We start from the raw sequence: 25,110 nt of genomic DNA on the forward strand, positions 1-25,110 counted from the left end.
GTGCGGTGTGAACCGCTCTTGACAGGACCGAAACAGAAGGGACCCCGGTCGGAAACCGCCCGGCGGCACGCTTTGCGGACATGACAGACGGTGCACGCGCCGCAACACGAACGGGGCCCCCGCCCCCGGAGGCGGAAACGCACTGCCCGTACTGCGCACTCCAGTGCGGCATGGTGCTGCGGGACACCGACGGCCGGATCGAGGTCCGGCCCCGGGACTTCCCCACCAACCGGGGCGGGCTGTGCCAGAAGGGCTGGACCGCCGCCGAACTGCTCGACCACCCCGACCGGTTGACCACCCCGCTGGTCCGCGACCCGGCGGGCGAGCTGCGCCCGGCCAGCTGGGACGTCGCCCTGGACCGGATCGCCGACGGACTGCGCACCGTCCAACGTGCCCACGGTCGGGACGCGGTCGCGGTCTTCGGCGGCGGCGGTCTCACCAACGAGAAGGCGTACGCGCTCGGCAAGTTCGCCCGGGTGGCGCTGCGGACCCGGCACATCGACTACAACGGCCGGTGGTGCATGTCCTCGGCCGCGGCGGCCGGCCTGCGCGCCTTCGGCATCGACCGGGGACTGCCCTTCCCGCTGACCGACCTGGGCCGGACCGGAACCCTGCTGCTGGTCGGCGCGAACCCGGCCGAGACCATGCCACCGCTGATGCGGCACCTGACCGACCAGCGGGCCCGGGGCGGCCGGCTGATCGTGGTCGACCCCCGGCTCACCGCCACCGCCCGCCAGGCCGACCTGCACCTGCAACCGCTGCCCGGCACCGATCTGGCGGTCGCCAACGCGCTGCTGCACATCGCGCTCACCGAGGGGCTGATCGACCGGGAGTACGTCGCCGCCCGCACCGAGGGCTTCGACGCGGTACGCCGTACCGTCGCCGGGTACTGGCCGGCCGAGGTGGAGCGGCTCTCCGGGGTGCCGGTGGCCGACCTGGAGGAGACCGCCCGCGCGCTCGGCACCGCCGACTCGGCCGTCATCCTCACCGCCCGGGGCGCCGAACAGCACGCCAAGGGCGTCGACACGGTCAGCGCGTACGTCAACCTCGCCCTCGCCCTCGGCCTGCCCGGCCGCCCACACTCCGGGTACGGCTGCCTCACCGGCCAGGGCAACGGCCAGGGTGGCCGCGAGCACGGCCAGAAGGCCGACCAGCTCCCCGGCTACCGGAAGATCGACGATCCGGTGGCCCGCGCCCACGTCGCCGGGGTGTGGGGGATCGACCCCGCCGAGCTGCCCGGCCCCGGGGTGCCGGCCTACCAGCTGCTCGACTCGCTCGGCACCCCCGACGGCCCCCGCGCGCTGCTGGTCTTCGGCTCCAACCCGGTCGTCTCCGCGCCCCGGGCGGCCCGGGTCGAGTCCCGGCTGCGCGACCTGGACCTGCTGGTGGTGGCCGACTTCCTGCGTTCCGAGACCGCCGAGCTGGCCGACGTGGTGCTGCCGGTCGCCCAGTGGGCCGAGGAGGACGGCACGATGACCAACCTGGAGGGTCGGGTGCTGCGCCGCCGGGCACTGCGCGAACCACCCCCCGGCGTCCGCACCGACCTGGCCGTCCTCGCCGGCCTCGCCGACCGCCTCGCCGACACCCCCGGCGCACCGGTCCCGGCGGCCACGTCGGACGGTCCGGCCCCGACGACCCCGACGACCGCCCGGACCGTCGTCCCGGCCCCACGCACCGCCCCGGACCACTTCCCGGCCCCACGCACCGCCCCGGACCGCTTCCCGACCGATCCGAGGACCGTCTTCGCCGAGCTGCGGCGGGCCTCCGCCGGTGGCGTCGCCGACTACGCCGGGGTCACCTGGGACCGGATCGAGTCGACCGACGGCGTCTTCTGGCCGTGCCCCGACCCGGACGGGCCGGACTCCCCCCGACTCTTCGCCGACACCTTCCCCACCCCCAGCGGCCGGGCCCGGTTCCACGCCGTGCAGCACCGGCCGGCGGCCGAGGAGGTCTGCGCCGACTACCCGCTGCACTTCACCACCGGGCGGGTGCTGGCCCAGTACCAGTCCGGCGCGCAGACCCGGCGGGTCGCCGCGCTGCACCGGGCCGCCCCGCACGGCTTCGTCGAGCTGCACCCCGACCTGGCCGCCCGGCTGGGAATCGGCGAGGGCGACGAGGTCCGGGTCGCCTCCCGCCGGGGTGAGCTGCGGGCACCGGCCCGGCTCAGCCCGACCATCCGGCCGGACACCGTCTTCGCCCCGTTCCACTGGCCCGGGGCGGCCCGCGCCAACTCGGTCACCAACGACGCCCTCGACCCGGTCTCCGGGATGCCCGAATTCAAGATCTGCGCGGTCCGGGTGGAGCGGGCATGACCGGGCAGATCGTGATCGTCGGGTACGGGATGGCCGGCGCCCGGCTCGCCACCGAACTGCACAGCCGCAACGGCGACCGGAAGGTCACCGTGCTCGGGGCGGAACCGCACCGGGCGTACAACCGGATCATGCTCAGCACGCTGCTGGCCGGCAAGGTCGACGAGCCCGACGTGGAGCTGGCCGAGGTCGCCGGGCAGGGCACCGACGTGCGTACCGGCGTGGTGGCCGCCGCGATCGACCGGGCGGCCCGGACGGTGCGCACCACCGACGGCGACCGGATCGACTACGACCACCTGGTCCTCGCCACCGGCAGCCGGGCCGTGGTGCCCCCGCTGCCCGGCCTCGACCCGGCCGCCCTGCCGCCCCGGGTGGCCGTCTTCCGCACCCTGGCCGACTGCCGCCGCATCCTCGCCGCCGCCCGCACCGCCCGTACCGCGCTGGTGCTCGGCGGCGGGCTGCTCGGCCTGGAGGCGGCGCGCGGCCTGGCCGCCCGGGGGCTCTCGGTCACGGTCGTCCACCCTCACCCGCACCTGATGGAACGGCAGCTCGACCCGGCCGCCGGGGAGGTGCTCGCCGGCACGCTGGCCGGGCTCGGCGTCGCCACCCGGCTGGGGGTGCCAGCGGCCGGGCTGGCCGCCGACGCCGACGGGGTCCGCCTCGCGCTGGCCGACGGCACCCGGCTGACCGCCGACCTGCTGGTGCTCTCCTGCGGGGTACGCCCCGACACCGACCTCGCCGCCGCCGCCGGACTGGCCGTCGACCGGGGGGTGCTGGTCGACGACCGGCTGCGCACCGACGACGAGGCGATCTCGGCGATCGGCGACTGCGCCCGCACCGGCGGCCCGACCGGGCTGGTCGCGCCCGCCTGGGCACAGGCCCGGGTGGTGGCCCGGCTGCTCACCGGCGAGGAGCCCACGGCCCGCTACCGGCCCCGGCCGGTGGTGACCCGGCTCAAGGCCGCCGGGATCGACCTGGCCGCGATGGGCGACCCGACCGGCGGCCCCGGCGAGGAGCTGACCTTCGCCGACCCGGCCCGGGGGACGTACGCCCGACTGCGGATCCACCACGACCGGCTGACCGGGGCGATCCTGCTCGGTGACAACCCGGCGGTCGGCACGGTCGTGCAGCTCTTCGACCGGGGCGCGGCGGTCCCCACCGACCGGCGGGCACTGCTGCTCGGCCGGTCGCTCGGCAACGCCCCCGCGACACCCGCCGCGTCCCCGGCGCTGATGCCGGACACGGCGACCGTCTGCCAGTGCAACGACGTCGACAAGGGCACCCTGGTCCGCTGCTGGCGGGCCGGTGCCCGGACGGTCGACGAGGTGGTCGCCGCCACCCGGGCCGGCACCGGCTGCGGTGGCTGCCGGCAGGCCGTCGGCGGGATCGTCGGCTGGCTGTCCGAGGTGGACTCGGTGGGGACACCCCGATGACCGTGATGACACCACGAGGAGGTGACCCGATGACCGGTGGACGATTGGTCGTCGTCGGCAACGGCATGGTCGGTCAACGGTTCGTCGAGGCGCTGCGCGCCCGCGACCACGACCGGCGCTGGCAGGTGACGGTGCTCGCCGAGGAACCCCGCCCGGCGTACGACCGGGTGCGGCTGTCCGCGTTCTTCGACGGGGTGTCCGCCGGGGAGCTGAACCTGCACACCCCGGACGACGGGGTGCAGTTGCGCCTCGCCGACCCGGTCACCGGGATCGACCGGGACCGGCGGGTGGTGACCACCGCGACCGGCGAGCACCCGTACGACGCGCTGGTGCTGGCCACCGGGTCGTACCCGTTCGTCCCGCCGGTGGCCGGCACGGACCTGCCCGGCGTCTTCGTCTACCGCACCCTGGACGACCTGGAGGCGATCCGGGAGCACGCCCGGGGTCGGGTGACCGGGGCGGTGATCGGTGGCGGCCTGCTCGGTCTGGAGGCCGCCAACGCGCTGCGGCTGCTGGGGCTGCGTACCCACGTGGTGGAGTTCGCGCCCCGGCTGATGCCGGTGCAGGTCGACGAGGCGGGCGGCGCGATGCTGCGGCGCTACGTGGAGGAGCTGGGGGTCACCACCCACCTGGGGGTGGGCACCACCGCGCTGCGGCCCGGCCCGGACGGCGCGGTCGCCGCGTTGGACCTCTCCGACGGCGGCACGGTCGACGCCGACCTGGTGGTGGTGGCCGCCGGCATCCGGCCCCGCGACGAGCTGGCCCGCACCGCCGGGCTGCGCCTCGGCCCGCGCGGCGGGGTGCTGGTCGACGGGAGCTGCCGCAGCGACGACGCGCGGATCTGGGCCGTCGGCGAGTGCGCGGCCGTCGACGGCACCTGCCACGGCCTGGTCGCCCCCGGGTACGCGATGGCCGAGGTGGTGGCCGACCGGCTGCTCGGCGGCGCGGCCACCTTCCCCGGCGCGGACAGCGCCACCAAGCTCAAGCTGCTCGGCGTCGACGTGGCCTCGTTCGGCGACGCCCACGGCACCACCCCGGGCTGCCTGGACGTCACGTTCACCGACCCGGTCACCCGCTCGTACGCGAAGCTGGTCCTCTCCGACGACGCGCGGACGCTGCTCGGTGGGGTGCTGGTCGGGGACGCGACCGCCTACCCGACGCTGCGGGCCAGCGTCGGCGGGCCGCTGCCCGCTCCCCCGCTGGCGCTGCTGGCCCCGGCGGGCGAGCCGGGAGCCGGGGTGACGACGCTGCCCGGGGCGGCGCAGGTCTGCTCCTGCAACGCGGTGACCCGGGACGACATCGACACGGCGATCGCCGGTGGGGCCACCGACGTGCCGGCGCTGAAGGCGTGCACCCGGGCCGGGACGAGCTGCGGCTCCTGCGTGCCGATGCTCAAGCAACTGCTCGACGCGGCCGGGGTGCAGCAGTCCACCGCCCTGTGCGAGCACTTCGACGTCAGCCGCCAGGAGCTGTTCGACATCGTCCGGGTGCGCGGCATCCGGACGTTCTCGCAGCTCGTCGCCGAGCACGGCCGGGGCCGGGGCTGCGACGTCTGCAAGCCGGTGGTGGCCTCGATCCTCGCCTCGCTGGGCACCGGGCACGTGCTCGACGGCGAGCAGGCGTCGTTGCAGGACACCAACGACCACTTCCTGGCCAACCTGCAACGCGACGGCAGCTACTCGGTGGTGCCCCGGATTCCGGGCGGCGAGATCACCCCGGACAAGCTGATCGTGATCGGGGAGGTGGCCCGCGACTTCCAGCTCTACACCAAGATCACCGGAGGGCAGCGGATCGACCTGTTCGGCGCACGGGTCGAGCAGTTGCCGCAGATCTGGCGTCGGCTGGTCGACGCCGGCTTCGAGTCCGGCCACGCGTACGGCAAGGCGCTGCGGACGGTGAAGTCCTGCGTCGGCGAGACCTGGTGCCGGTACGGGGTGCAGGACTCGGTCGGCCTGGCCGTCGCCCTGGAGCTGCGCTACCGGGGGCTGCGCGCCCCGCACAAGCTCAAGTCCGCCGTCTCCGGTTGCGCCCGGGAGTGCGCCGAGGCGCGCAGCAAGGACTTCGGCATCATCGCCACCGACACCGGATGGAACCTCTACCTCGGCGGCAACGGCGGCTTCCGGCCCCGGCACGCCGACCTGTTCGCCACCGACCTGTCCACCGACGAGCTGATCACGCTGATCGACCGGTTCCTGATGTTCTACGTCCGCACCGCCGACCGGTTGCAGCGCACCGCCGCCTGGATCGAGGCGATGGACGGCGGCCTGGACCACCTCCGGTCGGTGATCGTCGACGACTCGCTCGGGCTCTGCGCCGAACTCGACGCGGCGATCGCCCGGCACGTCACGTCCTACTCCGACGAGTGGCGCGACGTGCTCGAAGACCCGGAACGGCTGCGCCGGTTCACCTCGTTCGTCAACGCCCCCGACGTGCCGGACCCGTCGATCACCTTCGCGGTGGAACGCGGCCAGCCGGTGCCGACGCGGGAACCCCTCACCGCGACCGGGGCCGCGCCACCCACCGGAGCCGCCGCCTCCGCCGGGGCCCCCACCCGGCGTCGTCAGCCGGTCGCCCTCGGACTGCCGGAGGTACGGCGATGAGCGACACCGTCACCCTCACCTGGACCCCGGTCTGCCCGCTGGACCGGCTGGAGCCCGAGCGGGGCGTCGCCGCCCTGGTCGACGGCGTCCAGGTGGCCATCTTCCGCACCGACGACGAACTGTTCGCGGTCGACAACCTCGACCCGCTCAGCGGCGCGTACGTGATGTCGCGGGGCATCGTCGGCAGCCGGGGCGGGGCGCCCACCATCGCCTCACCCCTGCACAAGCAGGTGTACGACCTGCGAACCGGGCTCTGCCTGGACCTGCCCGGGGTGACCCTGCCCCGGTACGACGTCCGCTGCCGGGACGGCCTGGTCGAGGTGCGGCTGCGACAGGAGGAGTGATGCGGGACGAACTGGCCGGCTTCACCATCGGGGTGACCGCCGACCGGCGACGCGACGAGTTGGCCGCGTTGCTGGAACGGCGTGGCGCCCGGGTGGTGCTCGCCCCGGCCCTGCGGATCGTGCCGTTGGCCGACGACACCGACCTGCGGGACGCCACCCGGGCCTGCCTGGACCGGCCACCGGACGTGCTGATGGCCAACACCGGCATCGGGATGCGTGGCTGGTTGGAGGCGGCCGAGGGCTGGGGGCTGGCCGAGCCGCTGAAGGGCGTGCTCTCCCGGGCCTACGTGGTGGCCCGGGGTCCCAAGGCGCGCGGCGCGATCCGGGCCGCCGGCCTGCACGACCAGTGGTCACCCGCCTCGGAGAGCTGCGAGGAGGTGGTCGAGCACCTGTGCCGGCGCGGGGTGGCCGGGCAGGTGATCGCCATGCAACTGCACGGCGACCGGCAACCGGAGTGCACCGAGGCCCTGGAGGCCGCCGGGGCCACCGTCATCGAGGTGCCCGTCTACCGGTGGGCCCCACCGACCGACCCGGCCCCGCTGCACCGGCTGATCGACCTGGTGGCCGGCCGACTGGTCGACGCCGTCACCTTCACCTCCGCCCCGGCGGCGGAGGCGCTGCTGCGCGCCGCCGGCGACCGTACCGAGGCGGTGCTGGCCGCGTTGCGGGGGGACGTGCTGGTCAGCTGCGTCGGCGCGGTCACCGCCGAACCGCTGGTGCGGCGGGGGGTGCCGGTGAGCGCGCCGGCCCGGGCCCGGCTCGGCGCGCTGGTCCGCACCATCGTGGACGAACTTCCCCGCCGTACCGTCACGGTCAAGGCGGCCGGGCATCTGCTGACCCTGCGCGGGCACGCCGCCGTCATCGACGGGGAGCTGCGGCCCCTGGCGCCCGCGCCGATGGCGGTGCTGCGGGCGCTCGCCGCCCGGCCCGGTCGGGTGCTGTCCCGGACCGAACTGCTGCGCACGCTGCCCCGGGGGGCCGACGAGCACGCGGTGGAGATGGCGGTGGCCCGGCTGCGGGTGGGGCTGCGGGCGCCCCGGGTGGTACAGACCGTCGTCAAACGCGGCTACCGGCTCCGGGTGGAGTGAGCCGGCAACGGGCCGGGTCACCGGTGGCGACGACCCGGCCCGAGGGCTGCGTCGTCGCCACCGGTGACCCGTGCGCGCTCAGCCCACCGGGGCCGGGAAGCCCCGGCCGTGCTCGGCCTGCAGCCGGATCATGGCGTGCTCGACCACCGTCACCAGCACCTGCTTGACCGACTCCCGGTCCCGGGCGTCGCACATCACCAGCGGCACGTCCGCCGAGATGGCCAACGCCTCGCGGATCTCGTCCGGCTCGTACAGGTCCGCGCCGTCGAACCGGTTCAGCGCGACCACGTACGGCAGTTTGCGGTTCTCGAAGTAGTCCAGTGGGGCGAAGGCGTCGGTGATCCGTCGGGTGTCCACCAGGACGGCGGCACCCACCGCACCCCGGATGATCTCGTCCCACATGAACCAGAACCGGGTCTGCCCGGGGGTGCCGAACAGGTACAGGATCAGGTCCTGCGCCATGGTGATCCGGCCGAAGTCCATGGCGACCGTGGTGGTCTCCTTGCCCGGCACCTTCGACGGGTCGTCGATGCCGACGCCGGCGGCGGTCATCAGCGCCTCTGTGGTCAGCGGAGTGATCTCGGAGATCGCTCCGACCAGGGTCGTCTTGCCCACGCCGAAGCCGCCCGCGACCACGATCTTCGCGGAGACGATTCCCCGGCTCTGGCGCGACCCGGCGGGGTCATAGCCTGCGAAGTCCACTTAGCACCCTTCCAAGGATTTCCATTCGCTCCTCGAACCCCTCGGCGGGAGCGGCAGTGTGTAGCGTGAGCAGACCGTCGGCGACCAGGTCGGCGACCAGCACCCGGGCGACGCCCAGCGGCATCCGGGTGTACGCGGCGATCTCCGCCAGCGACTGCGCCCGACCCTCGCAGACGGTGGCGATTCGATACTTGTCGTGCCCGGCGAAGCGGGACTCGGCCACCTGGGTCGCGCTGCAGGTGAGCACCGCCTCCAGCGCGATGTCCCGGCTCGGTTCGGTACGGCCTCGGGTGACCGCGTACGGACGCACCAGCGCCCCACGTGGGTCCCGCCGGGGGTCCATGCCGCGATCACCTCCTCCCGCCCGGGTCCGGCCCGGATGCGTCGTCCCTCTGGCCGGACGCGGTCGCGCCCGGCCCCGTCCCCGCTACGAGCGCACCGCGTCCCGGGGCAGCGGCACCAACGCCGCGCCCACCCGCTCGACCAGCAACGCCATCTCGTAGCCGACCTGACCCACGTCGCAACTACGGGCGGCGAGCACCGCCATCGACGAGCCGTCACTGATCGACATGAGGAACAGGTATCCGCTGTCCATCTCGATCACTGTCTGCAGCACCCCGCCCGCGCTGAACATCCGGGCGGCACCCTCGGTCAGACTCACCACGCCGGAGGTGATCGCGGCGAGCTGGTCGGCCCGGTCGGTGGGCAGGTCCCGCGAGGAGGCGAGCAGCAGCCCGTCCGCGGACACCGCCACCACGTGGGCGATGCCCGCCACGCTGTCGGCGAAGTTGGTGAGCAGCCAACCCATGTCCTGCATGGCAGCTGGCCTGTTCATCGGTTCGTCTCCTTGGTCGAGGTGCTGTTGAGGTCCGCGCCTGCGGTGCGACCGCGCTGCACGCCGCGGTGGTAGGCCGAGAGCAGGCCGCGTACTTCGTCGGGGGTGCGACGGCTGCGGTCCCGGCCCCCCTTCGGCTCGATCCCGCCGGGGACGAGCTGGGCCTGCGGCACCCGCTTCGGCAGGCCGGAACGGGTGGTGCCGGCGTTGGCCGGATCGGCCGCCTGGGTGGCCCGGGACCAGCCCTCGTCGGCCGCCGTCCGCCAGGCGTCGGCGTCGCCGGCCGGCGGGCCCGCCGGGGCCTCGGGGGCAACCGGCGGGGGTGTGTCGTAGGTCGGCGACGCGGTGGCTGCCGGCGGGACGGGGCCCGTCGCGGCCGGCGGGACGGGGCCGGTCGCGACGGGTGGGACGGGGCCGGTCGCGGCGGGCATCTCCGGCGCGGTCGGGGCGGACGTGACGGTCGGCGTACCGGCGGCGGTGGGTGCGGTCGGCACCCGGGTGGGTAGCGGCGGGCGGGACGCCTTGGTGGTGCCGTTCGACCGGGGTGGTGCGGCGGGCGGTTCCTCGTCGAAGCGGGGCCGGGTGAAGATCGCGGTGGCGTCGTCCCCGTGGGACCGGAACCACACCGCCTCCATCTCCCGGAAGATCGGCGAGTCGGCCGGCCGGTCCGGCCGGGCCACCACGGGCGCGGCCGGTGCCGGCGGGGTGTACGACGCGGCCGGTGCGGCGTACGGCTGGGCTGCGGGGGCGCTGTACGCGGCTGGCGGGGCGGCCTGGGCGAACGCCCCCGCCGCAGCCGGGGCGAACGGGGTGGCCGCCGGAGCACCGGCGTACGGGGTGGCTGCCGGAGCACCGGCGTACGGGGTCGCCGCCTGGGCACCGGTGTACGGGGTGGCCGCCTGGGCACCGGCGTACGGGGTCGCGGCGGGCGCACCGGCGAACGGCATGGCCGGACCGCCGTACGACTCCGTCGTGCCGGGGGCGGCACCGGCGACCGGACCGGCCGGGAGCACCGGGGCGGGCTCGCCCGGCATGGCCCGGCGCGGCAGCGGGTCGATGGTCGGGTTCGCCACCGTCGGGCTGCCGGCCGAGAAGGCAGCGAATCCGGAGTCGGCCGAGGGGGTGGAGAGCGGCGCGAACGGCGGGGCGGAGACCGGGCCGCCGAACTGCACGGCGGGGGCGGTCTCCCGGGCGTCCACCGGCGGGTGCCAGGGCGCGGGCGCCGGCGGGGTGGTCCGCCACTGGTCGGTCAGCGTCGCCGCCGCGCTGCGGGCACCGCTGAAGGCCCCGCCGATACCGGCCGACGCGGGCGGCGGCTGCTCGACCGCGAGCGGCTGGCGCGGGCGGCTGATCGCCTGGTCCCGGCCCCGGTGGGCGGGCAGCACCACGGTGGCGTTGGGCAGCGTCACCTGGGCGACGGTGCCGCCCTCGACGTTGCGGCGCAGCTCCACCCGGACGCCGTACCGGCTGGCGAGCCGGCTGACCACGGCCAGACCCATCAGCCGGAAGGCGGCCACGTCCACGGTCGGCGGCGCGGCGAGCCGGCGGTTGAGCGAGTCCAACTGCTCGTCGGTGAGGCCGAGCCCCCGGTCCTCGATCTGGATCAGCACGTAGTCGCGGATGCGTCGGCCGTCGGCGACCACGGTGGTGGTCGGCGGCGAGAAGCGGGTGGCGTTGTCCAGCAGCTCGGCGACGAGGCGTACCACGTCGTTGACCGCGTGGGCGGCGACCGAGATGTCGGTGTCGACGGTGCCGAACTCGATCCGGTTGTAGAGCTCCACCTCGGACTGGGCGGCACGCAGCACGTCGACCAGCAGCGCGTCGTCGCGACGCGGCACGGCCGAGTCGGCACCGGCCAGGACCAGCAGGTTCTCGTCGTTGCGGCGCATCCGGGTGGCGAGGTGGTCCAGCTCGAAGAGCTGGGCGAGCCGCTTCGGGTCCTCCTCGCCGCGCTCGATCGCGTCCAGCTCGCCGATCATCCGGTCGACCAGGGTCTGACTGCGCCGGGCCAGGTTGAGGAACATCGCCGAGACGCTGGTCCGCAGCGCCGCCTGCTCGGCGGCGACCCGGACGGCCTCCCGGTGGACCACGTTGAAGGCCAGGGCCACCTGGCCGACCTCGTCCCGGTTGGTCAACCTGATCGGGTCGCGCACCTGGCGGACGATCTCCTCCACCCCGCCGTCGCCGACGCTGCCCATGTTCTGCAACCGCTTGACCGCGTCCGGCAGGTCGTGGTTGGCCACCGAGAGGGCGCCCTCACGCAGCCGGCGCAGCGAGTGGTTGAGCGAGCGGGCCAGCACCACGGCGAGGGTGATCGCGATGATCAGGGTCAGCAGCACCAGCACCGTCTCGATGACGGCCTGCTGGATGACGTCGCTGCGGGCCTGCTCGGTGCGGGCGAGCAGGGTGTCCTGGAGCTGGATCTCGGTCCACCGCATCAGGTCGTTGACCGCGCCGATCGCGGCGCTGGCGTCACCGGCGCTGACCGGGCTGCGCTGCCCGACCGAGCGGGTGATGTCGGCGGCCACCCGGTCGGCGAGCCCGACGGCGTCACCGGAGACCGCGCGGTCGACCAGCGCGCGCTGGGTGGGGTCGGCGGCGAGGGAGAACCCGAGCAACGCCTCCTGCTGGCTGGTCAGGGTCGCCACGAAGGAGGAGAACTGCTCCTCGTCGAGACGTCCGCCGACCAGCGCGGTGTAGGCGACCGCCTCCTCCTCGGCGACGGCGGACTTGGCCCGGCCGAACGCGGCCACCGCGCGGCGGGCGTCCGCCAGGCTCTCCTGGCCGGGCAACTGGGCCAGGGTGTCACCGTACGAGACCAGGTCGGTGAGGATCACCCCGTACCGCAGGGTGGCCTCGGCGACCGGCATCTGCCGGCGGTCGAGCACCTCCTGCCGGGTCGCGTCGAGCGTCCGCAGGTGGTCGTCGATCACCTTGAGCCGGTCCCGCACGGCGGCCGGGACCTCACCGAGGTCGGCCCGGTCGGCCCGGTAGGAGTTGATCCGCTCGCCGGTGGCCCGGACCCGCAGGTTGTAGTCGTCCGGGCGCAGCTGCGGGTTGGCCAGGTAGCCGGCCGCCGCCATCCGCTCCTTGTGCAGATCCTGCGCGAGCGCCGAAACGTCGATGGAGAGCGCGGTCAGCGACCGGATCTGGGTGGCGTCGACCGCACCCTCGGTAGTGGAGACGAGTCGGATTGTTGCCAACGCGATGACCGCCGCAACCGGTACGACCAGAATGAGGGCGAGTTTGGAACGAATGCGCGCATCCCGCAGCCGGGGCAGGCGGCGCTTCCGTTCGTGTCCGGCGCTTTCGCCTGGCTCGGGCAGGGTCGTCGGTCCGGTGCTCACGACATCGCCTCCGTCGTATCTTCCACACGCCTGACCCGCCGACCCGCGCCTGGTGCGACGGACAGCGCCATGCGCGGCACGGCCGCGATTTCATCAGAGAAGATCCTGTTTGGGAAGCCGCAGTCGGACAGAAATCGGTCGACCAGCACGCTGGTCACCGTTTTCCCTGGTTAGCAGGCCACCCCTGAACAGGGCATGTCACTCCAGAGTGTTCGTACGCCTCTGATGAGTGAGCATGGGTAAATATCTGATGTCCCCACAATGTGAGATTCGCGTCCCGAAACCGCCGACAGCATCCGCGCTTGACCGCACGCCCCGGCATTGGCAAGGTTTTGCAGGCTTTCGCGCACACCGTACGGCACACAATCCCGTTTCTCCACTGAGGACGGACTAGCGGCGGTGACCGGGCCTGTCCCGCGCCGCACCTGGAGGACTGAGTTGAGCCCCATCCGCTCCGCGACCATCGTGGCGCTCGCATCGGCCGTGCTGGCCACCACGCTCACCGGCTGCTCGTTCGGCGCGACAGAGGAGGACAGCAGCCCGATCACCATTGGCGCCGATCTCGAACTCTCCGGCGCCGCCGCGCCGGTCGGCAAGGCGTACCAGCGCGCCCTGGATCTGAAGGTCGAGCAGTTGAACGCCTCCGGCGCCCTGGGCGCCCGGAAGATCAAGCTGGTGGTCAAGGACAACCGCTCCGACGCCAACGAGTCGCTGCGCAACATCGGCGACTTCAGCAACGACTCCACGGTCAACGCCATCATCATGGGCGGCTGCAACGAATGCGCCGTCGGCGCCGTACGCACCATCAATGAACGGAAGATCCCGACGATCGCGCTCGCGCCGTCCAGCGCGGTCGCCAGCCCGGCCCCCGAACGCCGGTACGTGTTCAAGCTCGCGCCGAACGCCGCCGACAGTGCCGCCGCCCTCACCGCCGAACTGCGTCGACGCGGGATCACCGAGGTCAGTATCCTGCACAGCGACGACGACTACGGCCGCGAGGGTCTGGCCGCACTGGAGAACGAGTTCGGCAAGGCCAAGATCAAGCGGGTCCGCGCCGAGGCGGTGCGTACCACCGACACCGAACTCGCCGCGCCGATCGGCCGGCTGACCGACCGCGACCCCACCGGCCTGGTCATCTGGACCCCGCCGGAGCAGGCCGTTCTCGCCGCCGCCGCCGCCGACCAGTCCGGTTACGCCGGGTCGCTCTTTCTCGACGCCGCCGCAGCCGGCGACCTCTTCCTGGGCAGCTCCGGCCGGGCCACCGAGCGGGCCACCCTGATCTTCACCCAGACCATGGTGATCGACGACGTCATCGCCACCACCCCGGCCAAGGCGGCCCGCCGGCAGTGGTTCCAGGACTACACCGCCCGGTTCGGCGGCTACAACGGCCTCTCGTCGTTCGCCGCCGACGCCGTGCAGCTGATCGCCGACTCGGCGGTACGGGCCGGCGGTCCGGCCGGCCGGGTCAACCGGGACGGCCTGCGGGACGTGCTGGAGACGTCCCAGCTGGACGGCCTCTCCGGGCCGATCCGGATGACCCCGGACAACCACTCCGGCCTGATGCCGCAGGCGCTGACCACGCTGGTGGCCCGGGGCGGACGGTGGCGGTTGGCGGGCTGACACGACCCTGGACCGACGGGCCGATCCCCAGGTGGGATCGGCCCGTCGGTGGCGTCGGGGGGCGCAGCGGGACGGGTCAGCGGGCTGAGGTGGTGGCCCGGACCCAGGGGAGGGCCAGCCGCTCGACCAGCGACAACGCCGAGTAGAGCAGGATGCTCATCGCCGCGATCAGCACGATCGCCGCCCACGCGGTGGCGGTGTCGCCGACCCCGTTGTACTGAAGGATCTGGTAACCCAGACCCGGCTTGTCGGAATAGAACTCCCCGATCACCGCGCCGATCGCGGCCAGCGGCATCGCCACCTTCAGCCCGACGAAGATCTGCGGCAGCGCAGCCGGGAACCGCACCTTGCGGAACGACTGCCACCAGGAGGCGTTCAGCGACCGGGCCAGCTCGGCCAGGTCCGCCGGGGTGGTGGTGAGGCCGGTGGCGGTGGAGAGCACGATCGGAAAGAAGCAGAGCAGGAACACCATGGTCAGGATCGGCTTCGCACCCCAGCCGACCGAGACCACCAGCAGCGGCCCCAGCGCGATCTTCGGCACCGCGTTGATCGCCACCAGCAGCGGGGCGAACATCCGCTCGGCCCGCCGGGAGGCGGCCAGCGCCATCCCGATCAGCACCCCGGCGACCATCGACAGCAGGAAGCCGAGCAACGTCATCAGGGTGGTGGTGCCCAGCGCCGGGAAGAGCACGTCCGCCGACGCGGTCAGCGACGTCCAGACCGCCTGGGGCGGCGGCAGGGACGCCGGGTGCACCAGGTGCAGCCCGGAGGTGACCGACCACCAGACCGCCACCGCGACCAGCAGGCCGAGCAGCGGCAGGCCGGCCGCTGCGGGGCGTACCCGGGACCAGGCTGACCGGCCGGGCGGCGGGGGGACGGTCGGCACGGTCTGACCCGTGGGCGCTGGTGGGCCGGCCGAGCCGGATACGGGGCGGGTCCGGATCGAGTCCGTCACAGGGTCCTCCTCTCCTGCCGGCACGATGGCCGGCACGCGACGGGGGTGCGCCCACCGGTCGTCCCGCTGGGTCGCACCCCCGTGGCACCTACGGCGTCGGTCAGGCCTTCGGCACGAGACTGAAGTCGATGATCTGGTCCGGGGTGATGTTCGACTTGAGCGCGCCGGCGCCCTGGAGGATCGCGATGCTCTTGGCGACCCGGTCGCTGTCCAGGGTGCCGATGGCGGTGCCGGAGTTGCTGGAGCGCACGTAGCCGGCCATCAGCTGCAACTCGGCGGCGGCAGCTGCCGGGTTGGTGGTGTCCACGTTCTTCTTCAGGATCTCGGCCGCCTCCTGGGGCTTGGCCAGGGCGTACTCCAGGCCCTTGAGCAGCGCGGCGGTGAACTTCTTGACCTTCTCCGGGTTCTCCTTGGCGATCTTGCTGGAGGTGATCAGCGCGTTGCCGTAGAGGTCCTGCATCACGTTGCTGTACGGCAGCACGACGGGCTTCTTCCTGGTGACCGCCTCGACGGTCGGCTGACCGACGACGAACTGGCCGATGCCGTCCACCTGGCCGGAGGCCAGCGTGCCCATCAGGGTCTGCGCATCACCGTTGACCCAGGTCACCTTGTTGTAGTCCACCCCGGCCATCCGGGCGTACGTCGGGAAGAGGTTGCGCACGACGGAGCCGGGGGTGTCCGCGAGCTTCTTGCCCTCCAGGTCCTTCGGCGTGGCGATGTTCTTGCCCTCGACCGAGACGATGGCGGCCATGGTGCGCTGCTGGATCGCGGCGACCGCCACGAAGTCCTTGGCCACCCCGTTGCCGACCTGGAGCAGGCCACCGGTCAGGTCGATCGGACCGAAGTCGGCCTGGCCGCCGACGATGGTCTGGATGACCGCGCCGGTGCCCTGACCGGGCTTGATCTCCACGTCGAAGCCGGCCTCCTTGAAGAAGCCCTTGTCCTTCGCCACCCAGACGTACGAGTCACGGCCGAAGTTGCCGAACGAGGTGAGGTAGGTCACCTTCTCCAGCGACTTGCCGTCGCCGTTCTTTGCGTCCGCCGAGTCGGACCCGCCACTACAGGCGGATACCAGAGCGAGGGCGGTGGCCAGGGTGGCCGCGGCGACCGTGCGGGTCAGCCTTGTCATCAGTGCACCATGTCCTTTCCGACCGGGCGGTTCACCCGGAGGGGGTTGTCGGTCCGGCGGCACGGCGTGAGGGGGCACCGACGCCGCCGTCGTGAAGGGACTCTTCGCTGGCACAGAGTACGAGACACTGACGGTCACCACACCAGGCGGATCGGGTTGCGGAACGGAAACAACTCCACTCCACCCCGGACGGTGAGCAGCCGACACGCTGGGGATACCCTTGTCGGATTCCTGACCGCTGACTCAGGGGAGACCGACGGCGATGATCCGACTGTCCGATGTGTCGCGCACGTTCGACGGCCGTTCCGGGCGGGTCGAGGCGCTGCGCGGGATCAACCTCGACGTGACCGAAGGCGAGTTCGTCGCCGTGCTCGGCCGCTCCGGCTGTGGCAAGTCCACCCTACTCAGGATGATCGCCGGGCTGCTGCCGGTCAGCGGCGGCGAGATCACCGTAGCCGGCAGCCCGATCACCCGGCCGCGCCGGGACGTCGCGATGCTCTTCCAGAAGCCCGCCCTGCTCCCCTGGCGCACCGTGCTCGACAACGTACTGCTGCCGGCCGAGATCTTCGGCTGGAGCCGCGCCAAGCACCGCCAGCGGGCCCGCCAACTGCTGGAACTCTCCGGCCTGGGCGGCTTCGAGAAGCGGCTGCCCCACGAACTCTCCGGCGGCATGCAGCAGCGGGTGTCGCTGTGCCGGTCGCTGATCGGCGAGCCCCGGGTGATGCTGATGGACGAGCCCTTCTCCGCCCTGGACGCGCTCACCCGGGAGGAACTCTCCGGCGAGCTGCAACGGGTGCACATGGAGACCGGGGCGACCGTCGTCTTCGTCACCCACTCCATCGACGAGGCGGTGCTGCTCGCCGACCGGGTGGTCGTGCTCAGCCCCCGCCCGGGACGTATCCGCAAGATCGTCGAGGTGAACATCCCCCGACCCCGCACCCTCGGCCGCAACGCCCACCTCGCGGACGTCGCCCGGGTCAGCGCCGACCTGCACGAACTGCTGATGGAGCGGGAGACACCGGCGGCGGCCGGGGTGGAAGGACGATGACCATGCGGGTGGCGATCTTCACCGAGCCGCACCGCGGCGCGAGCTACGACGACCAGCTCCGGTTCGCCCAACTGTGCGAGGCCGGCGGCTTCGACGGGTTCCTCCGGGCCGACCACTACCGGGCGATGGGCGACGAACCCGGGCTGCCCGGCCCCACCGACGCCTGGCTGACCCTGGCCGCGCTCGCCCGGGAGACCTCCCGCATCCGGCTCGGCACCCTGGTCACCTCGGCCACCTTCCGGCTGCCCGGCCCGCTGGCCGTGATGGTCGCCCAGGTCGACCAGATGAGCGGCGGCCGGGTCGAGCTGGGCATCGGCGCCGGCTGGTACGAGCGGGAGCACACCGCGTACGGCATCCCCTTCCCGCCGGTCGGCGAGCGCTTCGACCGGCTCGCCGAGCAGTTGGAGATCGTCACCGGCCTGTGGCGTACCCCGGTCGGCGAGACCTACAGCTGGGCCGGGGAGCACTACCAGCTCGCCGACGCCCCGGCCCTGCCCAAGCCGGTCCAGCAGCCCGGCCCGCCGGTGATCGTCGGCGGCCGGGGCCCGAAGCGCACCCCCGACCTCGCCGCCCGGTACGCCGACGAGTTCAACATGCCGTTCAAGTCCGTCGAGGAGACCGCCGAGGCGTACGACCGGGTACGGGAGGCGTGCGAGCGGGCCGGCCGGGCCGAGGCGGGGCGGGCGCCACTGGTGCTCTCCGCCGGGATCGTGGTGGCGATCGGGCGTACCGACGCGCAGGCGCAGCTCCGGGCCGCGCCGTTGCACGTCAAGAGCGCCCTGCCGCCGGAGGACCCGGTGGTCGGCTCCCCCGCCCAACTGGTCGACCGGATCGGCGAGTTCGCGGCGATCGGGGCCACCCGGGTCCACCTGCGGCTGATCGACCTCGACGACCTCGACCACCTGGAGCTCATCGCCGCCGAGGTGCTCCCCCAACTGGACGGAACCCGATGACCGACGTGACCCACGACCTCGAACTCGGCCCGGTCGGCCAGGAGATCGTCTACGAGAACGACCGGGTCCGGGTCTGGCACATCCGGCTGGCCCCGGGCGAGCGGCAGCCGCTGCACCGGCACGACCACCCGTACCTGGTGGTGGCGATCGAGGGTGCCAAGAACGTGGTGCAGACGATCGACGGGACCCGGATCGACGCCGACGAGCCCGCCGGCGGCGTGGTCTACCGGGACCCGGGTGCCGTCCACATGCTCACCAATGTCGGGGACACGACCTATCTGGCCCGCCTGGTGGAACTCAAGTAGTCGCTGGTCGCGCTTGGGTAACAGCTGGTCCCGGCCGCGCCGCGCCACAGTGGCGATCGGGCGCACCGGGCCGTAACGTGCGCGACATGGCCTTTCGGACGTGGGGCAGACTGCTGCTCACCGCACTCGGGGTGAGCATGTTGGCCGGGGCCGGCCAGCTGGGCATCGCGTACGGCTTCGGCATCGTCCGACTCACCGGCGATTTCCCCGACGTCAACCGGTGGCCGGCCCAGCTCGCCTGGGTCGGTTGGTTCGCGGTGACGGCTGCGGTGGTCGGCGCGGTCCTCACCGGCCGGCTCGTCCGCCGCGAGGGGTTGCCGCAGGACACCCCCGTGCAACTGGCGATCTCCGGGGCCGCCGCGCTCGGCGCGCTGGTCGTCGCCCCGCTGTGCATGCAGCCCGCGCGGGCTGTCGAGCTGAGCGCCGTCGACCCGGTCTGGGCGGTCGGCATCTGCGCGGTCGCCGGGGCGGTGGTCGGCGCGGGTGCCGCGTCGGCCGTCCTGCTGCGCCCCCCGCTGGGCTGGAACGTCGCCCTGCTGGGCGGGGCGGTCTGGCTGGTCGCGCTCGTCTCGGCCGCGCCGGGGGTGCTCTCCACCGAGCCGCTGCGCACCGTACGCCTGGGCGTGCTGGAGCCGGCCTGGCTCGGCGCGGACCGGGCGCAGCAGCTGGCGATGCTGCTGCTGCCCGTGGTCGCGCTGGTGGCTGGCGCGGTGACCGGCGGGCTGGCCCGCCGGCGGGGGCACGTCCCGCTGATCGGCGGGGCCGCCGGGGCGGCCGGCCCGGTGCTGCTCGCCTTCGCCTACCTGACCGCCGGGCCGGGCGACCCGGGGGACCGTTACCAGCTTGCCCCCTACTACGGCGCGCTGATCGCGGTCGCCACCGGCGCGCTCGGCTCGGTCGCCGCCACCCTGCTGCGGTGGCCGCTGCTGCCCGCCCGCCCCACCACCGGTGCGGGCGACGACGACACGGCGATCGAGCCGACCGACATCCTCGCGCCGCTGCCCACCGTGCCCGCCCCGCCCCGACCCGACCCGACCGAAGCCGTCTCCGCCGGAACCGCCTCGACCGGAACCGCCTCGACCGGAACCGCCTCGGACGAGCCGGCCACCGTGGAGCTGAGCGTTGCCGCCCGGACCGTCGACCCCGACCCGCCGGGCGCCGGGCGCACCCCGGCCCACTGGGACTGGCCGGATCCCGCCGCCACGGTCACCGACCGGCCGACGACCCGCCCCGTCACCCCGCCCCCGAGCGGACCGTCCCGGACCGGGTCGACCTCGACCGAGCCCACTCCCACCTGGCCCGCCCCGACCGGGCCGATCCCGACCGGGCCGAATCTGGCCGGGCCGAATCTGGCCGGGCCGGCCCAGGATGAACCGGCTTCGGCCGACCCGGCTCCGACCGGGCCGGGCCGGAGCGGACCGAGTCCGGCCAGGTCGGCGCGGGCCGAGAGCGCACCGATCGGCGCGAAGCAGCGGAAGGCGGCCACACCGCCCCCGGGGGATGAGCCCGTAGCCGCACCCAAGCCGCGGGTGAAGCGGACCACCCGGACCCGTCCCGCCACCGGCGTTCCGGTCGCCGACACCGGGCGACCCGAGCCCGATCCAGCGACCGGGGTGGGTAGCACGGAGGGGAACGAACCGGCCGTCACCGAGCCCGCCCCGACCGTCACCACCGGACCGGGCACCACCGAGTCCACCCGTCCGGGCACCGCCGGGCCGGGCACCGCCCGTCCCGATGCGGCGGCCGCCGGGGCGCTGCCGCCGGTGGCCGGGTTGCGGCACGTCTCGCCGGACGGTGTCGAGCGCACACCACGCCCCCGCCACCAACTGCCGGACCTGAGCGGTACGGGTGCCCCGGCCGACACTCCCCGCCCCGTACCGGCCCGGGCCTCCCTGCCGTTTCCCGAACCGGACACCGCCGAGCGAACGGAACCCCTGGGAGCAGTCAGCCTCCGCTGGGAGGCGGATGGCTCCCCCACCACCGCACCGGTGGACGGCACTACCGCCGAACCGGCTTCCACCGATCCCGCTTCCGCTGACCCCGCGTCGACCGGTGCCGACGGTCAGCAGCCGTCCGGGAAGGCCAAGGGCCGGCGGGGGTTGTTCCGGCGTAACCGACCGCCGGAGGGTGAGTCGGCAGCCGCTCCCACCGCAGAGCCGGCGACGGCCGACGACGAGTACGTCGACTGGGTCGCCGGCCTGGGCAAGCCCCTGGCCGACAACGAACCGGAACGGGAGAGCGGCCGACGTTCCCTACGTACCAGCGGCCGCCACCACCGCGACTAACCCCCACCCCTCCCCTCCCTCCCCCGCCCGTCGCCCGCCCTGGTGATCAAGAGGTCCACGTCAGATTCCGGCCGTCCCGTGACGCAAACCTCTTGATCACCGGGGCGGAGCGGGAGTGGAGCAGAGCGGGGGGCCGGGGCGGGGGCAGAGCCGGAGCGGGGCGGGGTCAGGGTCAGGCTAGGGGGAGGTAGACGCGGTTGCCGGTGGAGCGGAATTCGGCTGACTTGTTCTGCATGCCCTGGGCGGCGTACTCCTTGAGTTCCTGGGTGATCTTCATGGAGCAGAACTTCGGGCCGCACATGGAGCAGAAGTGGGCGGTCTTCGCCGGCTCCGCCGGGAGCGTCGCGTCGTGGTAGGCGCGGGCGGTCTCCGGGTCCAGCGACAGGTTGAACTGATCCTCCCAGCGGAACTCGAACCGCGCCTTCGACAGCGCGTCGTCCCACGCCTGCGCACCGGGGTGCCCCTTGGCCAGGTCGGCCGCGTGCGCCGCGATCTTGTACGCGATCACGCCGGCCTTCACGTCGTCCCGGTCGGGCAGGCCGAGGTGCTCCTTCGGGGTGACGTAACACAGCATCGCGGTGCCGAACATGCCGATCATCGCGGCCCCGATCGCCGAGGTGATGTGGTCGTACGCGGGCGCGATGTCGGTGGTCAGCGGGCCGAGGGTGTAGAACGGGGCCTCGTGGCACCACTCCTGCTGGAGGTCCACGTTCTCCTTGATCTTGTGCATCGGCACGTGGCCGGGGCCCTCGATCATCACCTGCACGTCGTACTCCCAGGCGATCCGGGTCAGTTCACCGAGGGTGCGTAGCTCGGCGAACTGCGCCTCGTCGTTGGCGTCGGCGATCGAGCCGGGCCGCAGCCCGTCGCCGAGGGAGAACGTCACGTCGTAGCGGGCGAGGATCGCGCACAGCTCACGGAAGTTGGTGTAGAGGAAGTTCTCCTCGTGGTGCGCCAGGCACCAGGCCGCCATGATCGAGCCGCCCCGGGAGACGATCCCGGTGACCCGGTCCACCGCCAGCGGCACGTACGGCAGCAGCACCCCCGCGTGCACCGTCATGTAGTCGACGCCCTGCTCGGCCTGCTCGATGACGGTCTGGCGGAACACCTCCCAGCTCAGCTTCACCGGGTCGCCGCCCACCTTCTCCAGCGCCTGGTAGATCGGCACGGTGCCGATCGGCACCGGCGAGTTGCGCACGATCGCCTCCCGGGTCTCGTGGATGCGCTTGCCGGTCGACAGGTCCATCACGGTGTCCGCGCCCCACCGGGTGGCCCAGGTCAGCTTCTCCACCTCCTCGGCGACGGACGAGGTCACCGCCGAGGTGCCGATGTTGGCGTTCACCTTCACCAGGAACGCCTTGCCGATGATCGCCGGCTCACACTCGGGGTGGTTGACGTTGAGCGGCAGCACCGCGCGCCCGGCGGCGATCTCGTCGCGGACGACCTCCGGCGGCAGGCCCTCCCGGATCGCCACGAACTCCATCTCCGGGGTGACCACCCCGGCGCGGGCGTACCAGAGCTGGGTGGGGCGTTGGGAGTCGACGCCGGCCAGGGGGGTGCCGGCGCCCCGGACCGGAGCGACGCCGCCCCGCTCGGCGATCCACGGTCCGCGTAGCGGCGGCAGTCCCACCTCCGGGTCCGAGCCGGGGCCGGACGTGTCGTAGAGACGGACCGGCGGGTTGTCCCCGCTCAACTCCACCTCGGCGAACGGCACCCGGACGTCCGGCCGGGGCCCCTCGACGTAGACCTTGCGACGTGCCTGCATGACAGCCTCCCTGATGGTCAACGGGACCAGCCGAAGTGGTCCAACGGGCCGCGTCCCGCGCCCAGTTCCCAACCCCGCGCGCCGGTCAGCGCGCGGGTCACGTATTCCTTGGCGGTGGCGACCGCGACGGGCACCGGGTCGCCGGCCGCCAGCCGCACGGCGATCGCCGCCGAGAACGAGCAGCCGGTGCCGTGGCTGTGCCGGGTGTCCACCCGGGGCGCGCGGAGCAGGGTGGTCGTCGTGCCGCCGGCCAGCACGTCGACCGACTCGCCGGCCGCGTCGACGTCACCGCCGGTGACCACCACGAACTCCGGGCCGCCGGCCGCCAGCGCCTGCGCCGCGGCGACCATCTCCTCGACCGTGGTCACCGGGCGTCCGGTGAGGGCGGCGGCCTCCGCGCAGTTCGGCGTCGCCACCCGGGCGTACGGCAGCAGCCGCTCGACCGCCGCCACCACCCCGAGCCGGTGTCCGCTGGTGGCGACGAGCACCGGGTCGACGACGAGGTGCGGCAGCCGACCCGCCTTCGCCGCCTCGGCCACCGCGTCGGCGACCGCCGGGGTGCCGAGCATCCCGGTCTTCACCGCGCGGACCGCGAAGTCGGTGAGCACGCTGTCGAGCTGTTCGGTGACGGTGCGCGGGGGCAGCGGCAGCACGGCGTCCACCCCCCGGGTGTTCTGCGCGGTGACGGCGGTGAGCACACTCGTGCCGTACGCGCCGAGGGCGGCGAAGACCTTCAGGTCGGCCTGGATGCCGGCGCCGCCGCCGGAGTCGGAACCGGCGATGGTGAGCACCGTCGTGGGCGTCATGTCGTCTCCTCGGGCCACGCCCCGCCGACCGGGATGCGGTCCGTCGTGCGGGGGGTCGAAGGCTGCGGCCGACCGCGCCCACTCGGGGCGGTCAGGCCTGATCCCTGCGTGGGCACGGTCGGCCACGGCTCCGTGCCGGTGACGTCCGTACCGGCGGGTGGGGTTGCCGGGGCAGGGGCGGTCGGTGGCGGGCCGGCCGGTCGGCGTGGGGGGAAGGCGCTGGTGAGGGCCGCCGCGATGGCGGTCGGGTCGGCGGCCCGCATGATCGCGCCGAGCACCGCCACCCCGACCGCGCCCGCCTCGGCACACGCCGTCACCTGGTCGGGGGTCTCGACGCCGCCCAGGGCGAGCACGGGCACCGGGCTGCGCCGGATCAGGTCGCGCAGCCCGTCCGGGCGCAGGGGTGGGCCGTAGCCGGGCTTGCTGCGGGTGGGCCAGACCGGCGAGAGCGTCACGTAGTCCTCGGTGGTCAGTCGGGCCAGCTCCGCCGCGTCGTGGCAGGACCGGCCGACCAGCCCGACGGCCGGCGGCGGGTACGGCCCGGCGGCGGGCAGGTGGACGGCGTCCCCGTCGAGCGGGTCGGGACCGGCGACGATCAGGCCGCCGCCGGTGTCAGCCAGGGCGGCCCGCAGCGCGACGGCGAGTGCGGCCCGCTCGGCGCGGGGCAGGTCCTTCTCCCGCAGCACCACCCACCGCACGCCACCGCGGGCCGCCCCGGCGACGACGTCGACGAGTTCCCCCCGCGTCGCCCGCCGGTCCGTCAGCAGCACCACCCCGTCCGGCCGGAGGAGGGGTGGGGCGGCGGGGCGGGTCACAGCTCGGGTCTTCCGTCGTCGGGGGTGGAGGCGAGGGCGTGGAAGCGGCGGGGAATCCGACCGGCGGTGTACGCGAGCCGCCCGGCCTGCACGCCGTACCGCATGGCGGTGGCCATCGCCGTCGGATCGGCGGCCCGGGTGACGGCGCTGGCCAGCAGCACCCCGTCGCAGCCCAGCTCCATGGCGAGCGCCGCGTCGGAGGCGGTGCCGATCCCGGCGTCGAGGATCACCGGCACGTCGACGCTCTGCCGGATCAACCGGATGTGGTGCGGGTTGCTCACACCCAGGCCGGAGCCGATCGGCGCGCCGGCCGGCATCACCGCCGCGCAGCCGACGTCGGCCAGCCGGCGGGCCAGCACCGGGTCGTCCGAGGTGTACGGCAGCACGACGAAGCCGTCGGCGACGAGTTCCTCGGCCGCCCGCAGCAGCTCCACCCCGTCGGGGAGCAGGGTGCGTTCGTCACCGATCACCTCCAGCTTGACCCAGTCGGTGTCGAACGCCTCCCGGGCCAGCCGGGCCACCTTGACCGCCTCCCCGGCGGTGTAGCAGCCGGCGGTGTTGGGCAGCAGCCGCACCGCGCACCGGTCGAGCAGGTCGAGCAGTCCCCCGGCGGTGCCGGGGGCGGTGTCGACCCGGCGCAGGGCGAGGGTGACCAGTTCGGTGCCGGAGGCCCGGATCGCCTGCTCCAGCACGTGCAGGTTGGCCGCGCCGCCGGTGCCGAGGACGAGCCGGGAGGTGAAGGTCCGGTCGGCGATGGTGAGGGACATCCCG

Annotated in this window: 21 protein-coding genes; 10 read left to right on the top strand and 11 right to left on the bottom strand. The window is 73.8% G+C overall.

Going from position 1 to position 25,110, the window contains the following annotated elements; all coding sequences use genetic code 11:
• The first annotated feature begins 170 nt into the window (after positions 1–170).
• The 5 genes from GA0070216_RS08605 to GA0070216_RS08625 are packed head-to-tail and all read left to right on the top strand — an operon-like array spanning position 171 to position 7,774.
• Positions 171–2,312: a molybdopterin oxidoreductase family protein gene (locus GA0070216_RS08605; RefSeq protein WP_245722397.1), complete on the top strand. Its 2,142-nt coding sequence runs from the start codon at positions 171–173 to the stop codon at positions 2,310–2,312.
• On the top strand, positions 2,309–3,742 hold the full coding sequence (locus tag GA0070216_RS08610) for an FAD-dependent oxidoreductase (RefSeq protein ID WP_091241879.1): 1,434 nt from the start codon (positions 2,309–2,311) through the stop codon (positions 3,740–3,742). The genes GA0070216_RS08605 and GA0070216_RS08610 overlap by 4 nt, the downstream gene beginning before the upstream one ends.
• A gap of 29 nt (positions 3,743–3,771) precedes the next feature.
• A complete protein-coding gene (gene nirB, locus GA0070216_RS08615; protein WP_091241882.1) occupies positions 3,772–6,342 on the top strand; it encodes a nitrite reductase large subunit NirB in 2,571 nt (856 codons plus the stop codon).
• A complete protein-coding gene (gene nirD / locus GA0070216_RS08620; protein WP_091241885.1) occupies positions 6,339–6,686 on the top strand; it encodes a nitrite reductase small subunit NirD in 348 nt (115 codons plus the stop codon). Before nirB ends, nirD begins: the two co-directional genes overlap by 4 nt.
• Positions 6,686–7,774, top strand: coding sequence for a uroporphyrinogen-III synthase (locus GA0070216_RS08625; protein ID WP_091241889.1), 1,089 nt, complete (start codon positions 6,686–6,688; stop codon positions 7,772–7,774). Before nirD ends, GA0070216_RS08625 begins: the two co-directional genes overlap by 1 nt.
• Before the next feature lie 78 nt (positions 7,775–7,852).
• On the opposite strand, the gene GA0070216_RS08630 is transcribed toward GA0070216_RS08625, so the two are convergent.
• The 5 genes from GA0070216_RS08630 to GA0070216_RS34430 form a co-directional block, all read right to left on the bottom strand.
• Positions 7,853–8,476, bottom strand: coding sequence for a GTP-binding protein (locus tag GA0070216_RS08630; RefSeq protein WP_091241891.1), 624 nt, complete (start codon positions 8,474–8,476; stop codon positions 7,853–7,855).
• Complete coding sequence (locus GA0070216_RS08635; RefSeq protein WP_091241894.1) at positions 8,457–8,819, bottom strand: DUF742 domain-containing protein; 363 nt, start codon at positions 8,817–8,819, stop codon at positions 8,457–8,459. The genes GA0070216_RS08630 and GA0070216_RS08635 overlap by 20 nt, the downstream gene beginning before the upstream one ends.
• A gap of 84 nt (positions 8,820–8,903) precedes the next feature.
• Positions 8,904–9,311: a roadblock/LC7 domain-containing protein gene (locus tag GA0070216_RS08640; protein WP_067313320.1), complete on the bottom strand. Its 408-nt coding sequence runs from the start codon at positions 9,309–9,311 to the stop codon at positions 8,904–8,906.
• Positions 9,308–12,658, bottom strand: coding sequence for a sensor histidine kinase (locus GA0070216_RS08645; protein ID WP_091241899.1), 3,351 nt, complete (start codon positions 12,656–12,658; stop codon positions 9,308–9,310). The genes GA0070216_RS08640 and GA0070216_RS08645 overlap by 4 nt, the downstream gene beginning before the upstream one ends.
• Complete coding sequence (locus tag GA0070216_RS34430) at positions 12,655–12,816, bottom strand: hypothetical protein (protein ID WP_176738881.1); 162 nt, start codon at positions 12,814–12,816, stop codon at positions 12,655–12,657. Before GA0070216_RS34430 ends, GA0070216_RS08645 begins: the two co-directional genes overlap by 4 nt.
• A gap of 280 nt (positions 12,817–13,096) precedes the next feature.
• Here GA0070216_RS34430 and GA0070216_RS08650 point away from each other — a divergent pair, with 280 nt between their 5' ends.
• The gene (locus GA0070216_RS08650; RefSeq protein WP_091241903.1) at positions 13,097–14,278 is read left to right on the top strand and encodes an ABC transporter substrate-binding protein; all 1,182 of its coding nucleotides are present in this window, start codon (positions 13,097–13,099) and stop codon (positions 14,276–14,278) included.
• A 76-nt stretch (positions 14,279–14,354) separates the two neighbouring features.
• On the opposite strand, the gene GA0070216_RS08655 is transcribed toward GA0070216_RS08650, so the two are convergent.
• Both GA0070216_RS08655 and GA0070216_RS08660 read right to left on the bottom strand, forming a co-directional pair.
• The gene (locus GA0070216_RS08655; protein WP_245722372.1) at positions 14,355–15,164 is read right to left on the bottom strand and encodes an ABC transporter permease; all 810 of its coding nucleotides are present in this window, start codon (positions 15,162–15,164) and stop codon (positions 14,355–14,357) included.
• Positions 15,165–15,333: 169 nt separating this feature from the next.
• Entirely contained in the window at positions 15,334–16,362 is a 1,029-nt protein-coding gene (locus GA0070216_RS08660) for an ABC transporter substrate-binding protein (RefSeq protein WP_091241907.1), read from the bottom strand.
• Between the two features lie 262 nt (positions 16,363–16,624).
• On the opposite strand from GA0070216_RS08660, the gene GA0070216_RS08665 reads away from it, so the two are divergent.
• The 4 genes from GA0070216_RS08665 to GA0070216_RS34435 all read left to right on the top strand — a co-directional run bounded on the left by GA0070216_RS08665 (position 16,625) and on the right by GA0070216_RS34435 (position 20,953).
• A complete protein-coding gene (locus tag GA0070216_RS08665; RefSeq protein ID WP_091241911.1) occupies positions 16,625–17,410 on the top strand; it encodes an ABC transporter ATP-binding protein in 786 nt (261 codons plus the stop codon).
• A gap of 2 nt (positions 17,411–17,412) precedes the next feature.
• Positions 17,413–18,363 (top strand): LLM class F420-dependent oxidoreductase, encoded by a 951-nt coding sequence (locus GA0070216_RS08670; RefSeq protein WP_091241914.1) that lies wholly within the window; start codon positions 17,413–17,415, stop codon positions 18,361–18,363.
• Positions 18,360–18,668, top strand: coding sequence for a cupin domain-containing protein (locus GA0070216_RS08675; RefSeq protein ID WP_091241920.1), 309 nt, complete (start codon positions 18,360–18,362; stop codon positions 18,666–18,668). Before GA0070216_RS08670 ends, GA0070216_RS08675 begins: the two co-directional genes overlap by 4 nt.
• A gap of 86 nt (positions 18,669–18,754) precedes the next feature.
• Positions 18,755–20,953: a hypothetical protein gene (locus GA0070216_RS34435; protein ID WP_091241923.1), complete on the top strand. Its 2,199-nt coding sequence runs from the start codon at positions 18,755–18,757 to the stop codon at positions 20,951–20,953.
• Positions 20,954–21,125: 172 nt separating this feature from the next.
• Here the strand turns inward: GA0070216_RS34435 and thiC are convergent, their stop codons facing one another.
• From thiC to GA0070216_RS08700, 4 genes are read right to left on the bottom strand one after another with little or no spacing between them, the layout of a single operon-like run.
• Positions 21,126–22,718 carry a phosphomethylpyrimidine synthase ThiC gene (gene thiC, locus GA0070216_RS08685; protein WP_091241926.1) on the bottom strand — a complete coding sequence of 531 codons (1,593 nt, stop codon included), beginning with the start codon at positions 22,716–22,718 and terminating at the stop codon, positions 21,126–21,128.
• A 17-nt stretch (positions 22,719–22,735) separates the two neighbouring features.
• Positions 22,736–23,524, bottom strand: coding sequence for a bifunctional hydroxymethylpyrimidine kinase/phosphomethylpyrimidine kinase (gene thiD, locus GA0070216_RS08690; RefSeq protein WP_091241929.1), 789 nt, complete (start codon positions 23,522–23,524; stop codon positions 22,736–22,738).
• Positions 23,521–24,339 (bottom strand): thiamine phosphate synthase, encoded by an 819-nt coding sequence (locus tag GA0070216_RS08695; RefSeq protein WP_091241933.1) that lies wholly within the window; start codon positions 24,337–24,339, stop codon positions 23,521–23,523. Before GA0070216_RS08695 ends, thiD begins: the two co-directional genes overlap by 4 nt.
• Entirely contained in the window at positions 24,336–25,106 is a 771-nt protein-coding gene (locus GA0070216_RS08700; RefSeq protein ID WP_091241936.1) for a thiazole synthase, read from the bottom strand. The genes GA0070216_RS08695 and GA0070216_RS08700 overlap by 4 nt, the downstream gene beginning before the upstream one ends.
• Positions 25,107–25,110 lie beyond the last annotated feature (4 nt).

The organism is Micromonospora matsumotoense, assembly GCF_900091525.1.
Classification (GTDB): domain Bacteria; phylum Actinomycetota; class Actinomycetes; order Mycobacteriales; family Micromonosporaceae; genus Micromonospora; species Micromonospora matsumotoensis.